The sequence below is a fragment of the Flavobacterium yafengii genome (assembly GCF_030010375.1).
Taxonomy (GTDB): Bacteria; Bacteroidota; Bacteroidia; order Flavobacteriales; family Flavobacteriaceae; genus Flavobacterium; species Flavobacterium yafengii.
The window spans coordinates 1,204,803-1,224,365 of sequence record NZ_JASCRY010000001.1; the positions used below are offsets into that span (position 1 = coordinate 1,204,803).

The following is a 19,563-nucleotide window of genomic DNA, read 5'->3' on the forward strand; positions in this document are numbered from 1 at the left end:
ACAAATAACCGAACAAACAATAAAAATGAAATCACAAGACGTACGTAAACAATTTCTGGATTTTTTCGCATCAAATGGACATTTAATCGTTCCATCGGCACCTATAGTTCTTAAGGATGATCCAACACTGATGTTCAACAACTCAGGAATGGCGCAGTTCAAAGAATATTTTCTGGGGAACGGAACTCCAAAAAGCACCAGAATTGCCGATACGCAAAAATGTCTTCGTGTTTCAGGAAAACACAATGATCTGGAAGATGTAGGTTTTGACACCTATCATCACACCATGTTTGAAATGTTGGGGAATTGGTCTTTTGGAGATTATTTCAAAAAAGAAGCCATCAACTGGGCTTGGCAACTTTTGACAGAAGTGTATAAAATTCCAAAAGAAAATTTATATGTTTCCGTTTTCGAAGGAAATCCGGATGAAAACGTGCCATTCGATCAGGAAGCTTGGGATATTTGGAAGGAATTAATTGACGAAGACCGAATCATTCTTGGAAACAAGAAAGACAACTTTTGGGAAATGGGAGATCAAGGACCTTGTGGACCGTGTTCAGAAATTCACGTCGACATTCGTTCTGTAGAAGAGAAAGCTTTAGTTTCAGGAAAAAGTTTGGTAAACAATGACCATCCGCAAGTAGTGGAAATTTGGAACAATGTATTCATGGAATTCAACCGTAAAGCCGATGGTTCTCTGGAAAAATTGCCTGCAAAACACGTTGATACCGGAATGGGATTTGAGCGTTTGTGTATGGCATTACAAGGAAAAACTTCGAATTATGACACTGATGTTTTTACGCCACTTATTGAAAAAGTAGAACAAATTACAGGATTAAAATACACTTCAAACGAAGTTTTAAATATCAGCGAAGAGCAAAACAAAACTAATATTGCTATTCGTGTAGTGGTTGATCACGTTCGTGCCGTAGCTTTTGCTATTGCCGACGGACAATTGCCATCAAACACAGGCGCAGGATATGTAATTCGTAGAATTTTGCGTCGTGCAATTCGATACGGATTTACCTTCTTGAACACCAAAGAACCTTTCATCAATCAATTGGTTGCTGTTTTGGCGAATCAAATGGGGGAATTTTTCCCGGAAATCAAATCACAACAACAATTAGTTACCAATGTGATTCGTGAGGAAGAAGCTTCTTTCCTAAGAACATTAGACCAAGGATTGCAATTATTAGAAAATGTAGTTGCCGAAACTAAAGGGTCAACTGTTTCAGGAGCAAAAGCATTTGAATTATACGATACTTTCGGATTTCCAATTGACTTAACGGCATTAATTCTGAGAGAAAAAGGATTTGAACTGGACGAAGCTGGTTTTAACGTTGCCATGCAAGCTCAAAAAGCGCGTTCCCGCGCTGCATCAGAAGTTTCTACCGAAGACTGGTCTGTGTTAATTCCTGGAAATGTAGAAACATTTGTAGGGTATGATCAATCAGAAAGTGACGTAAAAATCACTCGTATCCGTAAAGTGGACAGTAAAAAAGACGGTGTTTTATACCAAATCGTTTTGGATAACACGCCATTCTATCCAGAAGGTGGTGGACAAGTTGGTGATAAAGGAACATTTGTTTCTGCAAATGAAACTATTGAAATTATCGACACGAAAAAAGAAAATAACCTGATTTTGCATTTTGCAAAACAATTGCCAGAGAATGTAAACGCTGGTTTTGTTGCTAAAGTGAATCAGGATTTGAGAAGTTTATCTTCTAGAAATCACTCGGCGACACACTTGATGCACCAAGCGTTGAGAGGTATTTTAGGAACACACGTTGAACAAAAAGGATCTTTAGTAAATCCAAACTATTTGCGTTTTGACTTTTCTCATTTTGCTAAAATGACGGAAACCGAATTGCAACAAGTGGAAGATTTTGTAAACGCAAGAATCCAGGAACAATTACCTTTAATCGAAAGAAGAAACATTCCTTTTGCGCAAGCAGTTCAAGAAGGAGCCATGGCACTTTTCGGAGAGAAATATGGTGATGAGGTTCGTGCGATTAAATTTGGCGAAAGCATGGAATTGTGCGGTGGAATCCACGTGAAAAACACAGCTGAAATCTGGCATTTCAAAATCGTTTCTGAAGGAGCTGTTGCTGCAGGAATTCGTCGTATCGAAGCGATTACAAGTGATGCGGTAAAAGCACATTTTGCTTCTTATGAAAACACATTGAATGAAGTAAAATCAGCGTTGAAAAATCCTCAGGATATTTTGAAAGCCGTTCATTCGATGCAAGAAGAAAATGCCAAGTTAGCGAAACAAATTGAGGCTTTGGTAAAAGATAAAGTCAAAAATTTGAAAGCGAGTTTAATTGCTGAAATTCAGGAAATAAACGGCGTTCAATTTTTGGCAAAACAAGTCGATTTGAATCCTGAAGGAGCAAAAGATTTGGCTTACGAATTAGGGAATTTAGGGAATAACTTATTTTTAGTTTTGGCTACAGCCGACGAAGATAAACCTATGTTAACCTGTTATGTTTCTAAAGAATTAGTTACGGATAAAAACCTAAATGCTGGACAAGTAGTTCGTGAATTGGGTAAATTTATCCAAGGTGGCGGGGGCGGACAACCGTTTTTTGCAACAGCAGGCGGGAAGAATGTCGCAGGAATTCAGCAAGCTTTGGAGAAAGCAGTTGAGTTTGTAAAGTAAAACAAATTTATTTTTTATGATAGAAACCCTTTTAGGACATAAGTTCTAAAAGGGTTTATTTTTTTGTTCAACACAGTATTTACAGGCGCTTCACATAGTGTTATCGGGAGATTTAAAATAGTAGTTCAACCGAAATATAGGGATTGTAACGATGAATATTGTAGTTTTTATTTTATTTTTCTAGGTTTGATTGATATAGCACCAGAAGGTTTGAGAAAGGTGAATCGATTTATTTAGTATAATGAAAAAAACAAAAAACATATTTTGGGTATTATCAATTTTTGTATTGACACTTTATTCGTGTTCAAGTGATAATGACGATAGTGTAAAATTGCTAAAGAAGGTCGTTGAGACTTCAGAAGAAGGCACTTCAGAAACCACTTTATTTACTTATAATGGAACTGAAATAGTGCGTATTGAAGGAGCTCAGAAGCGTACTGATTTTACGTATACCGATGGTTTAATTACGAAAATTGTAACGTTAAGTAAAACAAACCAACTTCTAGAGACCATTGAATACAGTTACCTTGTGGGTAAATTAGTTGAAGTTGAATCTTTAGGTAATTACAGAATAAATTACATTCATAATTCAGATAAAACCGTTTCTTATCAAAAATTCACGATTGGTTCAGGAAATCAGGAGGTAAAAGAATTTCATGGAATATTATATTTTGAAAATGAAAATTTGATTAAAGAGGAAAGGACATTAGACAATACAGCTGTAGGAGTTACTTCAAATTATAGCATAAGTTTTGATTATGATTCTAACAAAAATCCGTTGTATAATATCTTAGGATATAAAAAATTATTAGACCATATGGAGACCATTTCATCAAATAACAGTTTAATAAATACAGTAATTGCGACTACTACAAATGGAGATCAAGTATTATCATTAGCTAATTTTTATAAAAGCTCTTTTCAATATGATTCTGAGAACTATCCAACGGAACAGGTTTCTGAAACAGCACTTTTTGCTAATGGAAATAGAGGCTATCTGAAAACGGAATATTTCTACTAAGAAAAACATTTATTTTTATAGCAACCCTTTCAGCGTATAAAACTCTGAAAGGGTTTTTTTATACTAATGAAAAAAGAACTAAACCTCATTTAATTCGCTAAAATTATTCAAATTTGTAGTAAATTATAAACAATGCAATTCAGAACCCAAATCCCCATTTCTAAAAGTAATTATCCCATAGATTATAATGCTACCATTATGTCTTTAGGTTCTTGTTTTGCTGTAAATATGGCGGAGAAACTGGACTATTTTAAGTTTCAAAATAGTTGTAATCCATTTGGGATTTTATTCCATTCGTTGGCGATTGAAAAACTAATAGATTTTGCTGTTTCCGAAAAGCAATTTACAGAAAACGACATTTTTTTTCACAATGAACGCTGGCATTGTTTTGATATGCATTCTGATTTGAGTAATTCAAATAAAGAGGAATTAGTAGCAACATTAAACACAATAATCAAATCAATAAATCAACAAATAACCGAATCAACACATTTCATCATCACGTATGGAACCTCGTGGGTATATCGAAATATAGAAAGTGATTCTATTGTGGCCAATTGTCATAAAGCGCCACAAAAGCAGTTCAAAAAAGAATTGCTATCTGTTGAAGAAATAAAAAAAAGTATTACAAATACAGTAAAATTAATTCATTCTGTAAACCCTGATTGCACTATTATTTTTACGGTTTCACCGGTACGACACATCAAAGATGGTTTTGTCGAAAACCAATGGAGCAAAGCCAATATAATTAGTGCGCTTCATGAGTCTTTTGACTTTCGACTTTCGACTATAAATTACTTTCCTTCTTACGAGATCATGATGGATGAACTTCGGGATTACCGCTTTTATGCCGAAGATATGTTGCATCCCAATCAAGTGGCAATCGATTATATTTGGAAGCGATTCCAAGAAACTACTATTTCTGAAACTGCTTTTGCGACGATGGATGAAGTAGAAAGTATTCAAAAAAGTCTTTCGCATAAGCCTTTTAATCCTGATTCTGAAAGTCATTTAAAGTTTGAGTCTAAAGTCAGAGAAAAAATCACTAAATTGGAAAGTCAATATTCATTTATGAAATTTTAATTATGCTTAGAAGAATACTTATTGGAATAGCAGTTATCGGTGGAATATTTTTATTGTTCAAATACTGCGATTTTAAGAAAAACGATGATGAAGATATCACGTACAACACGAATCTCATTCAGCAACAAATTTTGAACGTTGGAAAATTGGTAGTTACTGAAGGTCATTTTTCGGAAGTCATCACCTATAAAAATCAGCAAAAATATTTGTTGGACATGCTTTCTTTCGAGAAAAAAGCCTTGGTTGTCGTCAATGCCGATGTGACTGTAGCGTATGATTTGCACAAAATGAAATACGATATCGATGAAAAGAATAAAACCATCACGATTGTAAGCATTCCAAAAGAGGAAATAAAAATCAGTCCTGATATTCAGTTTTATGATGTAGAACAAAGTAAATTGAATCCGTTTACGGGAGATGATTACAATAAAATCAACAAATCGGTAAAAGCGAATCTGGCTAAGAAAATAGAAAAATCATCTTTGAAAACAAATGCTCAAAATCGCTTGATAAGCGAATTATCTAAAATATTGATTCTGACCAATACCATGGGGTGGAAATTGCAATACGAAGGAAAGGTTATCGAAAGCGAGAAAGATTTTGGTAAGCAAATAAAACTTTAGATAAAATTTTAAACACGAATTGCGCTAATTTTCACAAATTAATTCGTGTAAATTAGCGCAATTACTTCGTCCGTTCGCTTTGCTCGGGTCGTGTTTAATTCTTTTTATGTTTTCCGAGAAAAAACCTAAGCTTTCTCTTTATCGAAAATCAAGTCCAAACCACCAGCAATCAAATGGGCTACTTCGGGTCTTTTTACTTTCAATTGATCAAGATAAACCATTATTTCCTGTAGCAATTGAGGTTCGTTTCGGTCCTTCAAAAGCTCTGCGATTTCAACAGCTAACAACCAGTCGTTTGGATGATTGGTGTGTAATTTATCAAAAATTGGAGTTAAAGAAGTTTCTGTATCCTTAGTTTCTCTTATGTTTCGAACCGTTTGGTATAAAACCTCTAAATCATCACGTTCCGCAGTATGTTTTGCCTTGATGGTTTTGCTTGTTGGTACATGTGAAATCAAATCAAAACTATTCACATCAGCAGGACCTGAAAAAGCAGAAATCACTTTTTTACCTACAGCCATATCATAAATTCCCCATTCTGGTTGAAACAAAATAGTTTCTCCGTGAGTCACGGTACAGTTTTTTAAACTGATTAGAATAATCTCTCCGTGCAGGTTTCTGGAACCTGTGATAATTTCCCCTTTTACGGTGATATCACCTTCAAATTCAAGCGTTACACTTTTACTTTCGGTAATGGAATAAGCGCTTAAATCTCTTGGACTCATGTCTTCAATAGCTAGATTTATACCTTTTAATTTTCCAATCGGACTTCCAAAACCTTCAGCATGTTTAATTGTTCCATGACCTACTAATTCTTTTTCACGGTATGACAATGCTGTTTTTCCTGTTGTTTGGATATAAACGGGTTTTCCTTCTTCTTCAATAACATTGGTGAAAACGCCCGAAATCTGAATTCCGGTACTCAATTCAATTGTTCCTAAAGCATTGGAATGAATCAGTTTATTAATTCCCGATAATCCTCCGGTACGCAACGCCATTTTATTAGCAAACTCTTCCAAAACCAAGCTTAAATAAGCAAAATCTGGAGTAACGTAGAGCTGCGGTTGCAGTTTTGTAATGTCAAAACTCTGGTTCGCTGCTGATATATCGTAAGGGATTTTCTTTACATTGTCTGTCATACACCACGCACTTTCTCCAATAGACGAAAGCAGTCCGGCACCGTAAATTTTTGGATTGTCGATAGTTCCTATCAAACCATACTCTACGGTCCACCAATGCAGGTTTCTGATTTGCGCCATTTCAGATAATTCGCCCATGTTATTCTGCAAATCTTCCACCGCTTTTTCGGCAGCATCAATATCGGCTTGCGGCGTATCTTCGGCTTCTTTCAAGATAGAAAGCAGTCTGATGGCTTCATACATTTGGTAATCTTTATGCGAAGAAATCGCTTTACAGCCTATTTCACCAAAACGGCGCAGGTATTCCGCATATTCGGGATTGGCAATAATAGGCGCATGACCGGCTCCTTCGTGAATAATATCCGGCGCAGGGGTGTATTCTATATGTTCGAGCTGGCGAATGTCAGAAGCAATTACCAGTACATTATACGCCTGAAATTCCATAAAAGCATTCGGCGGAATAAATCCATCCACGGCAACTGCAGCCCAACCTATTTCAGTCAAAATACGGTTCATGCCGTACATACTAGGAATGTTGTCAATTTCGATTCCCGTTTTCTTCAATCCTTCCAAGTAAGAACTGTGGGCTACTTTTGATAAGTAATCTACATTTTTGCGCATCACATAACGCCAAACCGCTTGATTTATGGGCGTGTAATCGCTATAATCCTGAGGTTTAATGAATTGTTTTAAGTGCTTTGGCAATCGGTCTAATAACGGATTGCTTTCTATAGTTGAGTTCATATCGAAAACGTTGTAGTTCTACTGCAAAAGTACGAATTTCAGGAGCTATTTCCCGCTTTTCATTGCAAGTTTTTGCTAACCCGTTTGTTTTTCTAAAGTTTTCGCAGGAGCTTCCTTTGGTCGCTCTGCAGCAACAAGAAAAACCAAAACGGCTTTCGCAAAAAGCTTTCCATTTCACTCGGGGCTAGGTGAGTTGTAGAATTAATAGCTTTTTTGGATTTATTACTTCACCAACTCAAACACCAAAATCTGCGTTTTCTGTTTGTCTGAAAAATTATTGTCAGATACAAATAGCAGTGATGGATTACCATTAGCTAATTTTGGTCCAAAAGTAAGTCCTTCAATATTATCAATAAAAATGCCTAAATCATCCATGTTCAGCATCAGTTTTTTAGAAGCTAATTCTAATTTTTGGTTTTGCAAGGTCTTATGGTTTTTTACATTAGTAGCCTTTTTCAAATCACATAAAAATACTTTTATCGTGCATGCTTGTGTTCCAGTTGAGTAGGAACGTTCCACAACCAGCAATTGGTTTTTACCATAATACTGAATTGCCGAAACGCCATTTACACCAAAAGCTCCTTTAGGATTGGGTTCACGAGCAATAGGTTCCAGTTGGTAACCGTATTGAGCGGTGTTCTTCTTTGTTTTGGCATCAAATTGATAGAATCTAATCAAACCTCCTTTGCTGGTATTGGCTTGGTCGCCATCTTCAAAAAGTGGTTCTTCAATGTTGGTATAGATATGTTTATACTTTTTGTCAAAAGTTATCCCTTCTAAAGTGCCGTTATTTCTCGGGCCTTTTTCTTGTTTCTGCATTTTTAAATTTTCCGGCAATGTAACATTGCCTAGAAAATCACCTTTCAAATCCATGAAATTCAAGGAAGGATCTTGTAAAACTTCCTTATCTGCGGTAATCACTCGCGCACCTTCGCTACTCCAAACCAAAGTATTCGTTTTTGGATTGAATCGGATATCTTCGGGATCTGATGAAGTAGTTGGCGTGGTATTCCAATTTCCATACGCTGTTCCGGTTTCGTTTTTCAAAGTGCTGACACTTTGGAAATCGATACCTTCTAATTTGTTTTCGAACAAACGAATTTTTGCAGTATAAAATCTCGAATCGTTAAACATAGATCGATCATCACTTATCAAATAATACAACTCGTTTTTTGCATCATAATCGATTCCGGACAATCCGCCCACTTTTGTATTCTGAAACGTTTCCTCAAAAGGAATTTCAATCGAGCTGATTAGTTTTAAACTGGGAGTTGGTTTGTTTTCAACGGTTTGTTTTAAATTGGAACAAGAAAATAGAAAAGCTGGTAAAACGACAAGAAATAGTAATTTGCGCATAAAAGAATGTGTTACTGTTTGCAAAAAGGAACAGAGTTTGGATTAAAAAACCACTTTAAAAACTACGAATTGTTCGTTTGATTTTTTTCAAGATTACGGAAATAGTCAATTTTGTAATTGAACATTTCAGCCATATTTTTAGCACGTAGTTTCGCTTCTTCGGCCAATGGACCTACAAATAAACTATCAGTAGTTTTCGTGAAAATTTCCATCCAGCGGTCAAAATGTTCTTTGGCAACCGGTAATTGTTTGTGCGGCGGAAATGGACTTCCGGAATAAGAGTGAACTTCGAGTAAAATAGTTTGCCAAAAGCGATACATTTTTTCCAGATGTTCGGGCCAGCGGTTGCCTATTTTCTCGTTGAATATGGGTCCAATAAATTCGTCTTTTTGAACTTTAGAATAAAAAGTATCTACCAGTAATTTGATATCTTCGAATGTGGTAATGTCGTTAAGTTGTGCCATGATTGGGTATAAAAAAAGCCTACGCAAAGGTAGGCTTTTATGTTGAAATTTAATGGTAAACTATTTTGCTTTCGGTGGGAATTGCTCTAAAATTTTAGCTACAAATTCGTTGATTTGTTTTTCTTTTTCCTTGCGGTTTTCAGTTAGATAACCAACACCTTCACCTTGCCAAACCAATTCTTTTTTCTTGGCATCAATTAAATCAATATACAATGTCCCTTCGGTTGATGACGAAACATAAGTACTTCGCCCTCCCCATAAATAAGGATTCCATCCCCATCCCCAACCATAACCCCATCCGGCGTTGTATTGATTTACATCAATTTTTTCTCTTTCTTTAGTTAGTATATTAATTAGCAAATCTGGATTTTCACTTTTGGTCATTCCTTTTTTGCTTAATTCTCGATCTATGGCATTAAGTATTCTTTTCTTGTCTAATTCTGAAATTTCAACTTTATCAATTCCTTTTTTATGAAAAGCATATGTTTTGTATTGACTAAAATCCACATTGTTGTCATAATCAGAATATACTCTTACGGAACTGCAAGAGGTAAACACTAAAAGTAGAAATACGGGAAGGAGTTTAATTGCTTTCATGATGTGATTGTTTGATTACTATATGTGTACTAAAGATACGCTCAAATTTTTAAAAATCCAACAAATTGTCGGCTACTATATTAGGGATGGTTACTTTCAATAAAGGTTGCGTCTCCATCGCTCTTTTTATTGCAAATAATGCTCCGTCATTTCTAGCCCAGCTTCTTCTGGAAATTCCATTGTTGACATCCCAGAAAAGCATTGATGCTAAACGTCTTGAAGCTTCTTTAGAACCATCAAGAACCATACCAAATCCACCGTTTATTACCTCGCCCCAGCCTACGCCGCCGCCATTGTGAATCGAGACCCAAGTGGCTCCTCGAAAGCTGTCTCCAATGACGTTTTGTATCGCCATATCGGCGGTAAATCTTGAGCCGTCATAGATATTTGAAGTTTCTCTGTACGGAGAATCAGTGCCGGAAACATCATGGTGATCGCGGCCTAAAACTACTGTTCCTATTTCGCCTTTGGCAATAGCCTGATTAAATGCTTCGGCAATTTTTACACGACCTTCAGCATCAGCATAAAGGATTCGGGCTTGAGAACCTACGACTAATTTATTTTCTTGTGCGCCTTTTATCCAATGAATATTATCCTGCATTTGTTGCTGAATTTCTTCGGGAGCTGTTTTGGCCATTTCTTCCAAAACCTGGCAGGCAATTAAATCTGTTTTGACTAAATCTTCTGGTTTTCCCGAAGCACAAACCCATCGGAAAGGGCCAAAACCGTAATCAAAACACATGGGTCCCATAATATCCTGTACATAACTCGGATACCTGAAATCAATATGATTCTCTGCCATGACATCAGCACCGGCACGGGAAGCTTCCAGTAAAAATGCATTGCCATAATCAAAGAAATATGTTCCTTTGGCAGTATGTTTATTGATTGCTGTTGTATGACGGCGTAATGTTTCTTGTACTTTTGTTTTAAATAAATCAGGAGTTGATGCCATCATTTCATTGGCTTCTTCAAATGTAAGGTCTGCAGGATAATAACCGCCCGCCCAAGGATTATGTAAGGAAGTTTGATCGGATCCTAAATCGATATGAATGTTTTCTTCATCAAATTTTTCCCAAACATCAACCACATTTCCAAGATACCCGATAGAAACAACTTCTTTATTGGCTTGCGCCAAAGCGACTCTTTTTACGAGTTCATCCACGTTTTCAATCACTTCATTGATCCATCCTTGGCTGTGGCGAATGTGTGTGATTTTGGGATTTACTTCGGCACAAACAGTGATGCAACCGGCAATATTTCCGGCTTTAGGTTGTGCGCCAGACATTCCACCTAATCCTGAAGTGACAAATAAGCCGCCTTTTGGACTGCGTTTTATTTTACGAAAACCATTCAAAACGGTAATAGTTGTTCCGTGTACGATTCCCTGCGGACCAATATACATGTAACTTCCTGCCGTCATTTGCCCGTATTGAGAAACGCCTAATGCATTCATTTTTTCCCAATCGTCCGGTTTAGAATAATTAGGAATTACCATTCCGTTAGTCACGACAACTCGCGGAGCTTCTTTATGGGAAGGAAATAATCCCATTGGATGCCCAGAATACATGGTTAAGGTTTGCTCATCCGTCATCTCTGACAAGTATTGCATCGTCAAAAGATATTGTGCCCAGTTTTGAAAAACAGCTCCATTCCCACCATACGTAATCAACTCATGCGGATGTTGTGCTACGGCATAATCGAGATTATTTTGAATCATTAGCATGATCGCTTTTGCCTGCTCGGATTTTCCCGGATATTCCGAAATGGGACGGGCATACATTTTGTAATCCGGACGCAAGCGGTACATATAAATACGACCATACGTTTCCAATTCTTCCGAAAATTCTTTGATTAATTCAGCGTGATGTTGCTGTTCAAAATAACGTAACGCATTGCGAAGTGCCAGTTTTTTTTCTTCTGTCGAAAGGATTTCTTTGCGCTTTGGTGCGTGATTGATGTCTATTTCGTATGGTTTTGGTTTTGGTAAAACCGATGGAATTCCTTGTTGTATTTGTTCTTGAAAAGTCATTTTTAGCTTTTAATTCGTTAATTTTATTGTGTTGATTCGTTGAAGAAGTTAAGACTTCTTGTAAAAAAAATGAAACAACTAAGGATAACGAATATCCGACCTGTGGTAGGATTTGTGAATTTTGATTCTATATTTCTGTAAACAAATATCCATTTTTATCTTGGTTTTTTAAAACTGACGTTTTCTTGTTTTTAATTCTTAAAAGGCGTTACTTTTTATTGGTTCCTGTTTTTTTATCAAAACCATAGGGACAATGACGACAGCCGCTTTTACAGCAATAACCACGTTTTAAATGGTGTTTTTCAGTAAAACATTTATAGCCTTCGGGCGTGTAATAGAAATCTTCCCCTTCTATCAATTTATTTTCATTACTTTGGTCAATCATATTTGGGATATTCTATTGTACAATTTATTTGGATTGCCTAATTTATTAAACTCAACTCAAACGATTGAGATTTTCGTTAAATAGAACCATTTTATCATTACAAATTTATAAATTTTATAGCGAATGTTTCTGATTGTTGCTAAATATTTAATTCCTAAAGGATATCGCGGATTGGCTGTATTTCCTTTTGTATTTGTAAAATATGATAGGGATGCAGCAAATAGAATTTTTGTCAATCATGAAAAAATTCATCTTCGCCAACAGGCAGAATTATTAATACTTCCTTTTTTTATTTGGTATCTGTTAGAATATTGTATTAGATTGGTTCAGTATAAAAATACAAATTTGGCTTACAGAAACATTAGTTTTGAGAGAGAAGCTTATGCGAATGAATCAAATTTTGAGTACTTAAAAAACAGGTCTCCTTTTCTATTCCTAGAATATTTGGACTTAAAAAATGAATAGTATTTATCAAAATATTTTTGAGGCGTAATACTTTTTTTAATGATTTTGATACTGTCTTATCACTTCCTTTGTATTGGCCCAAAATAATTATACGGTATTAACTTATAGTTAGTCAAGTCGTTATCTTATTAGAAATATTGAATTGCTATATCGTTCTTAATTGATTTTTAATTGTAAGAAATTATATATTTAAAATTAAAAAACATCAATTTTATCGATTATTTATACTTTTTATCGGCATTTGTGCTGATTCCTATATTGTTTTTTTTGTAACTTTAAATAAAAATAACTCAAAACAGATTTTAGCACCTAAAATCCTTGATTAGGAATGTGTTTTTTAGACCTTTTTAAAGCTAAATAAAATTTCGTTTTTTTAAATTAAAGAGACATTGTCTTAAATGTAATGTCATATTAAAGAATATAATTTATTTCATACAAATCAATTTAATAAACAGGCTTATGGACTCAAAATTACTTAAACGAACACTGTTTATTTTTGCCGGATTATTTTTACAGAACAGTGTAAATGCCCAGATGTATGTAAGTCCCAATAGTTACGTTTTTGTGAATAACCAAGTGGTTTTTGTGAAGCAGCAACTGGAGTTGAATGCTGTCAACAGTAATTTCTATTTAAGGAAAGATGCTCAGTTGGTTCAAGGATCTATGTCGACCAGTACTAATAAAGGTCTTGGCAGCTTATCTGTTTTTCAAGAAGGAACTACTAACAATTTTCAATTTGATTATTGGTGTTCACCAGTTGGGGGCAGTAATGCAACTGCAGGAAACTCTCCTTTTGGAATTACACAGTTAAAAAATATTGTGAGCGAAATAATTAGTGATAATTCAACTATTTTGGCAATGAATAATTACGATGGAGCCGCCAGTCCATTTGCAATTTCGCCTTATTGGATTTTTAAGTTAACCGCTTCATCCAACTATTCAGATTGGAATCAGGTAGGAGCAACTTCGAATATTAATGTAGGAGAAGGATTTACGATGAAAGGGAGTTCTGGGACTAATCTAACAACTGTATATGGAGTTCAAAATAATCCAGGAGGTAAACAGCGATATGATTTTAGAGGAAAACCTAATGATGGAACTATTTCTATTCCAGTTGCATTTGAGCAATTTACATTGACAGGAAATCCATATCCATCTGCGATAGATTTATCTGCTTTTTTAATTGAACAAACACATTGCACCGGAATTGCTTATTTCTGGGAACAGGATAAAACAGTTGATTCCCATTTTATTGCCGATTATAAAGGCGGATATGGTGCTTTTTCTCCAGGTACTATTGGTAGTAGCGGGGTATACGTACCAGCTACTTTTTATTCGTACGATGGTTCTGGAAATGAAGGCTCAGCTTCTGGTTCGGGAGGAAATTATGAAAGACGTTTTTCTCCTGTTGGACAAGGTTTTATGATTGATGGACTTGTAAATGGAACTGTAGAAATGAAAAATAGCTACAGGGTTTTTGTTAAAGAAGATGCGTTGAATTATTCTCAATTTGAAAAAAATATAAATTCAAATAAAACAAAGGCTACTTCGGCTTACATGTCAGATATTCCATCAGTATCCGGTTTTGATTATAAAACGGTAAGTACTGCACCAACGCCGCAAATACGATTTAATACCTTATTGAATAATCAAGGAGTTCGTCAAATTGTTTTAGCATTTATTCCTGGAGCTACTGATGGGGTTGATCGTGCAATGGATGCAATATCTTCCAGTGACGATAGTCCGGCAGATGTTTACTTTGTGATAGATGACGAAGAATATCTTATAGACGCAGTAAGTTTTGATATTGATAAAAAGATTCCAATAGGTTTTAAAAATACAAATCAAGCTAATTTTAAGATTACAGTAAAAGGAATGCTGAATTTTACAGGAACCAATTCCGTTTATTTACACGATAAAACAACCGATTTATACCACGACATCAAAAACGATTTCTATGATTTGACATTGCCGGCAGGCGTAAACAACACACAGTTTGAAATTACTTTTAAAAACAATGTTACTTTAGGAATTGACGAAACAGCACGTCAAAGTTTTGTGGTTTATCAAAATAATTCTACTAAGAACTTAACCATCAGTAATCCATTATTACTGGATCTTGCTTCTTGTAATTTATATGATGTAGCCGGAAAATTAATTTTCAATAAAAAAGATTTAGGTTCAAATTCCTCTTATACTTTTTCTACTTCGGGACTTAGTGATGGGATTTATATCGTTAAAATAGCAACTAAAGATAAAATTGAAGTTGGTCAAAAAATCATTATCAGAAGATAAGAGTCAATATTATTGAAACGAAATGCAATCTGTAAGGGTTGCATTTTTATTAGATATAATTTTACCTTTGTGCCAAAATCACTCCCCTTGAATCAACACGTAATATCTTCGTTTCTAAACTCTATTTCAGTATATCTATAAAAAGTTGTGAGGTGATTTTAATTATTAAAGATGTTGAATTGACGATTAGTTTTCAATCAAAATTAATAGTGCTTTTGGGAATAATTAACCATCATCTTAGATGGTTTTTTTATTAAAAAAATAACCTTAAACTAAAAATATCTGTTCGCATTTGTCTGATTTTTAGATTTTTATTATGTGATATCCTTCCAATATATTCCATTCTATACTAAACACTATTAAAATTAACTTCAAAAATATAATATTTACTGCTTTCTTAATTCGACTCTTCATAATGTTAAATTTACTATATTAATAAGAAAATTTTTATTTTTTATTTTTTAATGCTATTTATAATCCAATAAAATTTTAGTCATAAATGTGTCTATTTGCTACAAATCACAGGTCAAAATTTTACTTTTATATTATAAATGATAATAAATAAGTGTCAATTTGACGCACTATTTCTTTTAAAGTCTTGTTTAGTCATTAAATAACATCACATTTGCAACTTATTACGATTTTTAATTGTAAAACATGTTGTTTTTCAATATTTTAAGTAAAATGCTAATTAAAAAATATGAAAAATAATGTCACGTTCTTGTTAATTTTATTCTTACAAATATCAGGAATAATAAATGCGCAAGTTGGAATAGGAACTACTAATCCTGAAGTTTCATCAATACTCGATATTCATTCTACCAATAAAGGATTTCTTTTGCCTCGATTGACTACTGCACAAAGAGATGCGATAAGTTTACCAGCAACAGGTCTTCTTATTTATAATACTACTACCTCCATTTTTAACTTTTATAACTCGGGTTGGAAAGATTTTAATACAGGTTTAGTTTTGCCAATAAATGGAGGAACTGGAATAGCCAATAGTAACGCATCTACTCTTGCATTACCGGGAGGATTTGCAACTACACTTACAACTAATGGATTAACAGACGTTACTTTGCCTATGACAGGAACTTTGTATGGAACGCAAACAGGAAGTATAACTTCAGCACAAATACAGAATTCATCGAGCGATGAAACAGGTACTGGAAAGTTAGTGTTTTCTGAATCTCCATCTTTTACAAACATACCATTAGCTCCAACTGCAATTGTTGGAACAAATACAACACAATTAGCTACGACAGCTTTTGTAATGGCTAACTCAAATAATTATTATTCAGTTAATAATACAGGGGACTTAACAACGACTTCACCTACGGATGTTGTAATACCAGGAATGTCAATAAGTACCTCTACAGGAACTTATGCTGTTGCCTTTAATGGGCAGTATACAATAATACCTAGTAATAAAACGGCGCAAGCAGCAATCGATTTACAATCGGTTTATACTCAATTGAATAGTATCGCTGTTACAAATACGACCCATGCACCTGTATTTGGAGGTGAGACTCTGCTTCCAGGAGTGTATAGTATAGCTGCTGCAGGTTCCGCAGCAGGTATTATTACTTTAGATGCACAAGGTGATCCCAATGCTCTTTTTATTATTAAATTCGGAGAAGCCTTTAGCACAGGAGCAACTACTACGATAGTCTTGGCTAATAGCGCATCAGCTGCTAATGTTTTTTGGTTGGCGAAAGGAGCTATTGGACTAGGAGCTTCAACTGTTATGAAAGGAACCCTTCTTAGTAAAGAGGGAGCAGTTTCTTTAGGAGCTAATTGTATAATTGATGGCAGAGTGCTTACTGGTAGTGGAGCTATAGGTATTGATACTTCAACCATAACTAAAACCTCAAATAGTCCTTATGTTAACTTGGGAGCCTTGTTTTCCTTTGCCCTGTTTACTTCTTCTGGTGGTGTTGGGAATACAGGAGTTTCAACTATTAATGGAGATATAGGTACTAACTTAGGTGCTATAACAGGTTTTGAAACTGCTAGAGTGAATGGTGCTTTAATTACTCCTGGAATTGTTAGTGCTATGGCTACTTTTAGTATTTATCAAAATGGAGTTTTAATTGCAAACTCAAGCAGAACGAGAGTAAGTTCTATAAATACTGTAGATGTTTCATTGCAAGCCATTGCAGATGTTTCGGTAGGCCAAGATATTGATGTAAGATGGAACATTGATGCAGGAACTTTAAAGCTAGGAAGTAGAATATTAACACTAATTAATGTTAGGTAGTTTTGGGTATCTTTTATGTTTAAGAATTTTTTAATTTATTAAGAAGATTTTTTTATAAAAAAGAAATTGTTCAATGTTTATAAATATAAAAAAAATAATTTAGTATTATAAAACTAAAACTATTAGTTAATAATAAATTTTACGGTGAACGAATTAATATTTAAACCCGGCATTACTACTGTAGTAACCACTAGAAAAGCATTAGCAATTTCTAGTATTTATCAAAATGGAGTTTTAGTTCCTAATTCGAGCAGAACGTGAGCAGGCAATCGCTACAGTTTCTGCGGGTCAAAATATTACGATTAGATGGAAAATTGATTCAGATACATTGATTCTGAAAAACAGAATAATAACCCTCATAAGTGTTAGATAATAGTCTTAAAAAAACTATAGCAAATATCTAGTTTGCACCTTGAAATTTTTATCAATCTAATAGCTTCATTTCTAACATTAAAAATGTTTTAGTCATAATTAATTATTAAAAAACTTACAAATTAATTCAGTTGATAAGCTTATGAATTCAAAATTACTTAAAATAGCACTGTTGATTTTTTCTGGAATTTTATTTCAGAGCAATGCCAATGCCCAAATGTATATAAGTCCCAATAGTTATGTTTTTGCGAACAATGAAGTTGTTTATATAAAACAAGAATTGGAGTTAAATGCAGCCAGTAGTAATTTTTATTTAAGGAAAAATGGACAGTTGTTACAAGGCACAACTTCAAATAGCACTAATAAAGGATTAGGTAGTTTGTCTGTATTTCAGGAAGGTTCTACAAACAATTTTCAATTCAATTATTGGTGTTCTCCGGTTGGCGGTAGTAGTTCTTCAGTTGGAAATTCTCCATTTGGGATTATACAACTTAGAGATATTGTTGATTTGACTAACAGTAATAGTCCAACAATTTTAGCAATGAATAATTATAACGGTACAGCCAGTCCATTTGCAATAGCCCCATTTTGGATCAATAAATTAACTGTTTCATCTGATTATTCAAGTTGGATTCAGGTGGGGTCTAATTCTAGTTTGAATGCAGGAGAAGGATTTACAATGAAAGGGAGTTCAGGAACTAATTTAACAACTGTATATGGAGTTCAAAATAATCCCGGAAGCAAACAGCGATATGATTTTAGAGGAAAACCTAATGATGGAACTATTTCTATTCCAGTTGCATTTGAGCAATTTACATTGACAGGAAATCCATATCCATCTGCGATAGATTTATCTGCTTTTTTAATTGAACAAACACATTGCACCGGAATTGCTTATTTCTGGGAACAGGATAAAACAGTCGATTCTCATTATATAGCTGACTATAAAGGCGGATATGGAACTTTTTCTCCTGTTTCTAGAGGAGGATCCGGTATATACGTGCCAGCTGCTTTTTATTCGTACGATGGTTCTGGAAATGAAGGCTCGGCTTCCGGTACAGGAGGAGGTTATGAAAGACGTTTTTCTCCTGTCGGACAAGGTTTCATGATTGATGGACTTGAAAATGGAACTGTAGAAATGAAAAATAGCTATAGGGTTTTTGTTAAAGAAGATGTTTTGAATCATTCTCAATTTGAAAAAAATATAAATTCAAATAAAACAAAGGCTACTTCGGCTTACATGTCAGATATTCCATCAGTATCCGGTTTTGATTATAAAACGGTAAGTACTGCACCAACACCGCAAATACGATTTAACACCTTATTGGATAATCAAAGAGTTCGTCAAGTTGTTTTGGCATTTGTTCCTGGAGCTACTGATGGGGTTGATCGTGCAATGGATGCAATATCTTCCAGCGATGATAGTCCGGCAGATGTTTACTTTGTGATAGATGACGAAGAATATCTTATAAACGCAGTAAATTTTGATATTGATAAAAAGATTCCAATAGGTTTTAAAAATACAAATCAAGCCAATTTTAAGATTACAGTGAAAGAAATGTTGAATTTTACAAGTGCGAATTACGTTTATTTACACGATAAAGCAACCGATTTATACCACGACATCAAAAACGATTTCTATGATTTGACATTGTCGGCAGGAGTAAACAACGCACAGTTTGAAATTACGTTTAAAAACAATACTACTTTAGGAGTTGACGAAACAGCACGTCAAAGTTTTGTGGTTTATCAAAATAATTCTACTAAGAACTTAACCATCAGTAATCCATTATTACTAGATCTTGCTTCTTGTAATTTATATGATGTAGCCGGAAAATTAATTTTCAATAAAAAAGATTTAGGTTCAAATTCCTCTTATACTTTTTCTACTTCGGGACTTAGTGATGGGATTTATATCGTTAAAATAGCAACTAAAGATAAAATTGAAGTTGGTCAGAAAATAATCATCAGAAGATAAGAGTCAATATTATTGAAACGAAATGCAATCTATAGAGGTTGCATTTTTGTTATATATAATTTTACCTTTGTGCCAAAATCATTTAGC

14 protein-coding genes are annotated in these 19,563 nt (G+C 34.5%); 8 read left to right on the forward strand and 6 right to left on the reverse strand.

Features of this window, described 5'->3' with window-relative positions; translation table 11 throughout:
* Positions 1 to 25 precede the first annotated feature (25 nt).
* The 4 genes from alaS (at position 26) to QLS97_RS05350 (ending at position 5,389) form a co-directional block, all read left to right on the forward strand.
* Entirely contained in the window at positions 26 to 2,662 is a 2,637-nt protein-coding gene (alaS, locus tag QLS97_RS05335; RefSeq protein WP_282714759.1) for an alanine--tRNA ligase, read from the forward strand.
* 241 nt (positions 2,663 to 2,903) lie between these two features.
* Positions 2,904 to 3,683, forward strand: a complete 780-nt coding sequence (locus QLS97_RS05340; RefSeq protein ID WP_282714761.1) for a hypothetical protein — start codon at positions 2,904 to 2,906, stop codon at positions 3,681 to 3,683.
* Between the two features lie 132 nt (positions 3,684 to 3,815).
* Positions 3,816 to 4,766, forward strand: a complete 951-nt coding sequence (locus QLS97_RS05345; RefSeq protein WP_282714763.1) for a GSCFA domain-containing protein — start codon at positions 3,816 to 3,818, stop codon at positions 4,764 to 4,766.
* Between the two features lie 2 nt (positions 4,767 to 4,768).
* Positions 4,769 to 5,389, forward strand: coding sequence for a DUF4230 domain-containing protein (locus QLS97_RS05350; protein WP_282710585.1), 621 nt, complete (start codon positions 4,769 to 4,771; stop codon positions 5,387 to 5,389).
* 125 nt (positions 5,390 to 5,514) lie between these two features.
* On the opposite strand, the gene QLS97_RS05355 is transcribed toward QLS97_RS05350, so the two are convergent.
* From QLS97_RS05355 to QLS97_RS05380, 6 genes are all read right to left on the reverse strand, one after another.
* Complete coding sequence (locus QLS97_RS05355; protein WP_282714764.1) at positions 5,515 to 7,272, reverse strand: aromatic amino acid hydroxylase; 1,758 nt, start codon at positions 7,270 to 7,272, stop codon at positions 5,515 to 5,517.
* A 222-nt stretch (positions 7,273 to 7,494) separates the two neighbouring features.
* On the reverse strand, positions 7,495 to 8,628 hold the full coding sequence (locus tag QLS97_RS05360; RefSeq protein ID WP_282714766.1) for an esterase-like activity of phytase family protein: 1,134 nt from the start codon (positions 8,626 to 8,628) through the stop codon (positions 7,495 to 7,497).
* Positions 8,629 to 8,690: 62 nt separating this feature from the next.
* The gene (locus tag QLS97_RS05365) at positions 8,691 to 9,092 is read right to left on the reverse strand and encodes a group III truncated hemoglobin (protein ID WP_282714768.1); all 402 of its coding nucleotides are present in this window, start codon (positions 9,090 to 9,092) and stop codon (positions 8,691 to 8,693) included.
* Positions 9,093 to 9,152: 60 nt separating this feature from the next.
* Positions 9,153 to 9,689: a DUF4136 domain-containing protein gene (locus QLS97_RS05370; RefSeq protein ID WP_282714769.1), complete on the reverse strand. Its 537-nt coding sequence runs from the start codon at positions 9,687 to 9,689 to the stop codon at positions 9,153 to 9,155.
* Positions 9,690 to 9,738: 49 nt separating this feature from the next.
* A complete protein-coding gene (gene hutU, locus QLS97_RS05375; RefSeq protein ID WP_282714771.1) occupies positions 9,739 to 11,721 on the reverse strand; it encodes a urocanate hydratase in 1,983 nt (660 codons plus the stop codon).
* Between the two features lie 208 nt (positions 11,722 to 11,929).
* Positions 11,930 to 12,106 (reverse strand): C1orf53 family protein, encoded by a 177-nt coding sequence (locus QLS97_RS05380; protein WP_158634650.1) that lies wholly within the window; start codon positions 12,104 to 12,106, stop codon positions 11,930 to 11,932.
* Between the two features lie 123 nt (positions 12,107 to 12,229).
* On the opposite strand from QLS97_RS05380, the gene QLS97_RS05385 reads away from it, so the two are divergent.
* The 4 genes from QLS97_RS05385 (at position 12,230) to QLS97_RS05400 (ending at position 19,476) form a co-directional block, all read left to right on the forward strand.
* On the forward strand, positions 12,230 to 12,571 hold the full coding sequence (locus tag QLS97_RS05385; RefSeq protein WP_282714774.1) for a hypothetical protein: 342 nt from the start codon (positions 12,230 to 12,232) through the stop codon (positions 12,569 to 12,571).
* A 459-nt stretch (positions 12,572 to 13,030) separates the two neighbouring features.
* Positions 13,031 to 14,866 carry a T9SS type A sorting domain-containing protein gene (locus QLS97_RS05390; protein WP_282714775.1) on the forward strand — a complete coding sequence of 612 codons (1,836 nt, stop codon included), beginning with the start codon at positions 13,031 to 13,033 and terminating at the stop codon, positions 14,864 to 14,866.
* Positions 14,867 to 15,566: 700 nt separating this feature from the next.
* A complete protein-coding gene (locus tag QLS97_RS05395; RefSeq protein WP_282714777.1) occupies positions 15,567 to 17,126 on the forward strand; it encodes an ice-binding family protein in 1,560 nt (519 codons plus the stop codon).
* A gap of 514 nt (positions 17,127 to 17,640) precedes the next feature.
* Entirely contained in the window at positions 17,641 to 19,476 is a 1,836-nt protein-coding gene (locus QLS97_RS05400; RefSeq protein WP_282714779.1) for a T9SS type A sorting domain-containing protein, read from the forward strand.
* Positions 19,477 to 19,563 lie beyond the last annotated feature (87 nt).

Excerpts from the sequence above, each read along its gene's own strand:
- QLS97_RS05400 (WP_282714779.1), top strand. The coding sequence starts at position 17,641 with ATGAATTCAAAATTACTTAAAATAGCACTGTTGATTTTTTCTGGAATT.
- QLS97_RS05390 (WP_282714775.1), top strand. The coding sequence starts at position 13,031 with ATGGACTCAAAATTACTTAAACGAACACTGTTTATTTTTGCCGGATTA.
- QLS97_RS05365 (WP_282714768.1), bottom strand. The coding sequence starts at position 9,092 with ATGGCACAACTTAACGACATTACCACATTCGAAGATATCAAATTACTG.
- hutU (WP_282714771.1), bottom strand. The coding sequence starts at position 11,721 with ATGACTTTTCAAGAACAAATACAACAAGGAATTCCATCGGTTTTACCA.
- QLS97_RS05380 (WP_158634650.1), bottom strand. The coding sequence starts at position 12,106 with ATGATTGACCAAAGTAATGAAAATAAATTGATAGAAGGGGAAGATTTC.
- QLS97_RS05340 (WP_282714761.1), top strand. The coding sequence starts at position 2,904 with ATGAAAAAAACAAAAAACATATTTTGGGTATTATCAATTTTTGTATTG.
- QLS97_RS05345 (WP_282714763.1), top strand. The coding sequence starts at position 3,816 with ATGCAATTCAGAACCCAAATCCCCATTTCTAAAAGTAATTATCCCATA.
- QLS97_RS05395 (WP_282714777.1), top strand. The coding sequence starts at position 15,567 with ATGAAAAATAATGTCACGTTCTTGTTAATTTTATTCTTACAAATATCA.
- QLS97_RS05385 (WP_282714774.1), top strand. The coding sequence starts at position 12,230 with ATGTTTCTGATTGTTGCTAAATATTTAATTCCTAAAGGATATCGCGGA.
- QLS97_RS05350 (WP_282710585.1), top strand. The coding sequence starts at position 4,769 with ATGCTTAGAAGAATACTTATTGGAATAGCAGTTATCGGTGGAATATTT.
- QLS97_RS05355 (WP_282714764.1), bottom strand. The coding sequence starts at position 7,272 with ATGAACTCAACTATAGAAAGCAATCCGTTATTAGACCGATTGCCAAAG.
- QLS97_RS05370 (WP_282714769.1), bottom strand. The coding sequence starts at position 9,689 with ATGAAAGCAATTAAACTCCTTCCCGTATTTCTACTTTTAGTGTTTACC.
- QLS97_RS05360 (WP_282714766.1), bottom strand. The coding sequence starts at position 8,628 with ATGCGCAAATTACTATTTCTTGTCGTTTTACCAGCTTTTCTATTTTCT.
- alaS (WP_282714759.1), top strand. The coding sequence starts at position 26 with ATGAAATCACAAGACGTACGTAAACAATTTCTGGATTTTTTCGCATCA.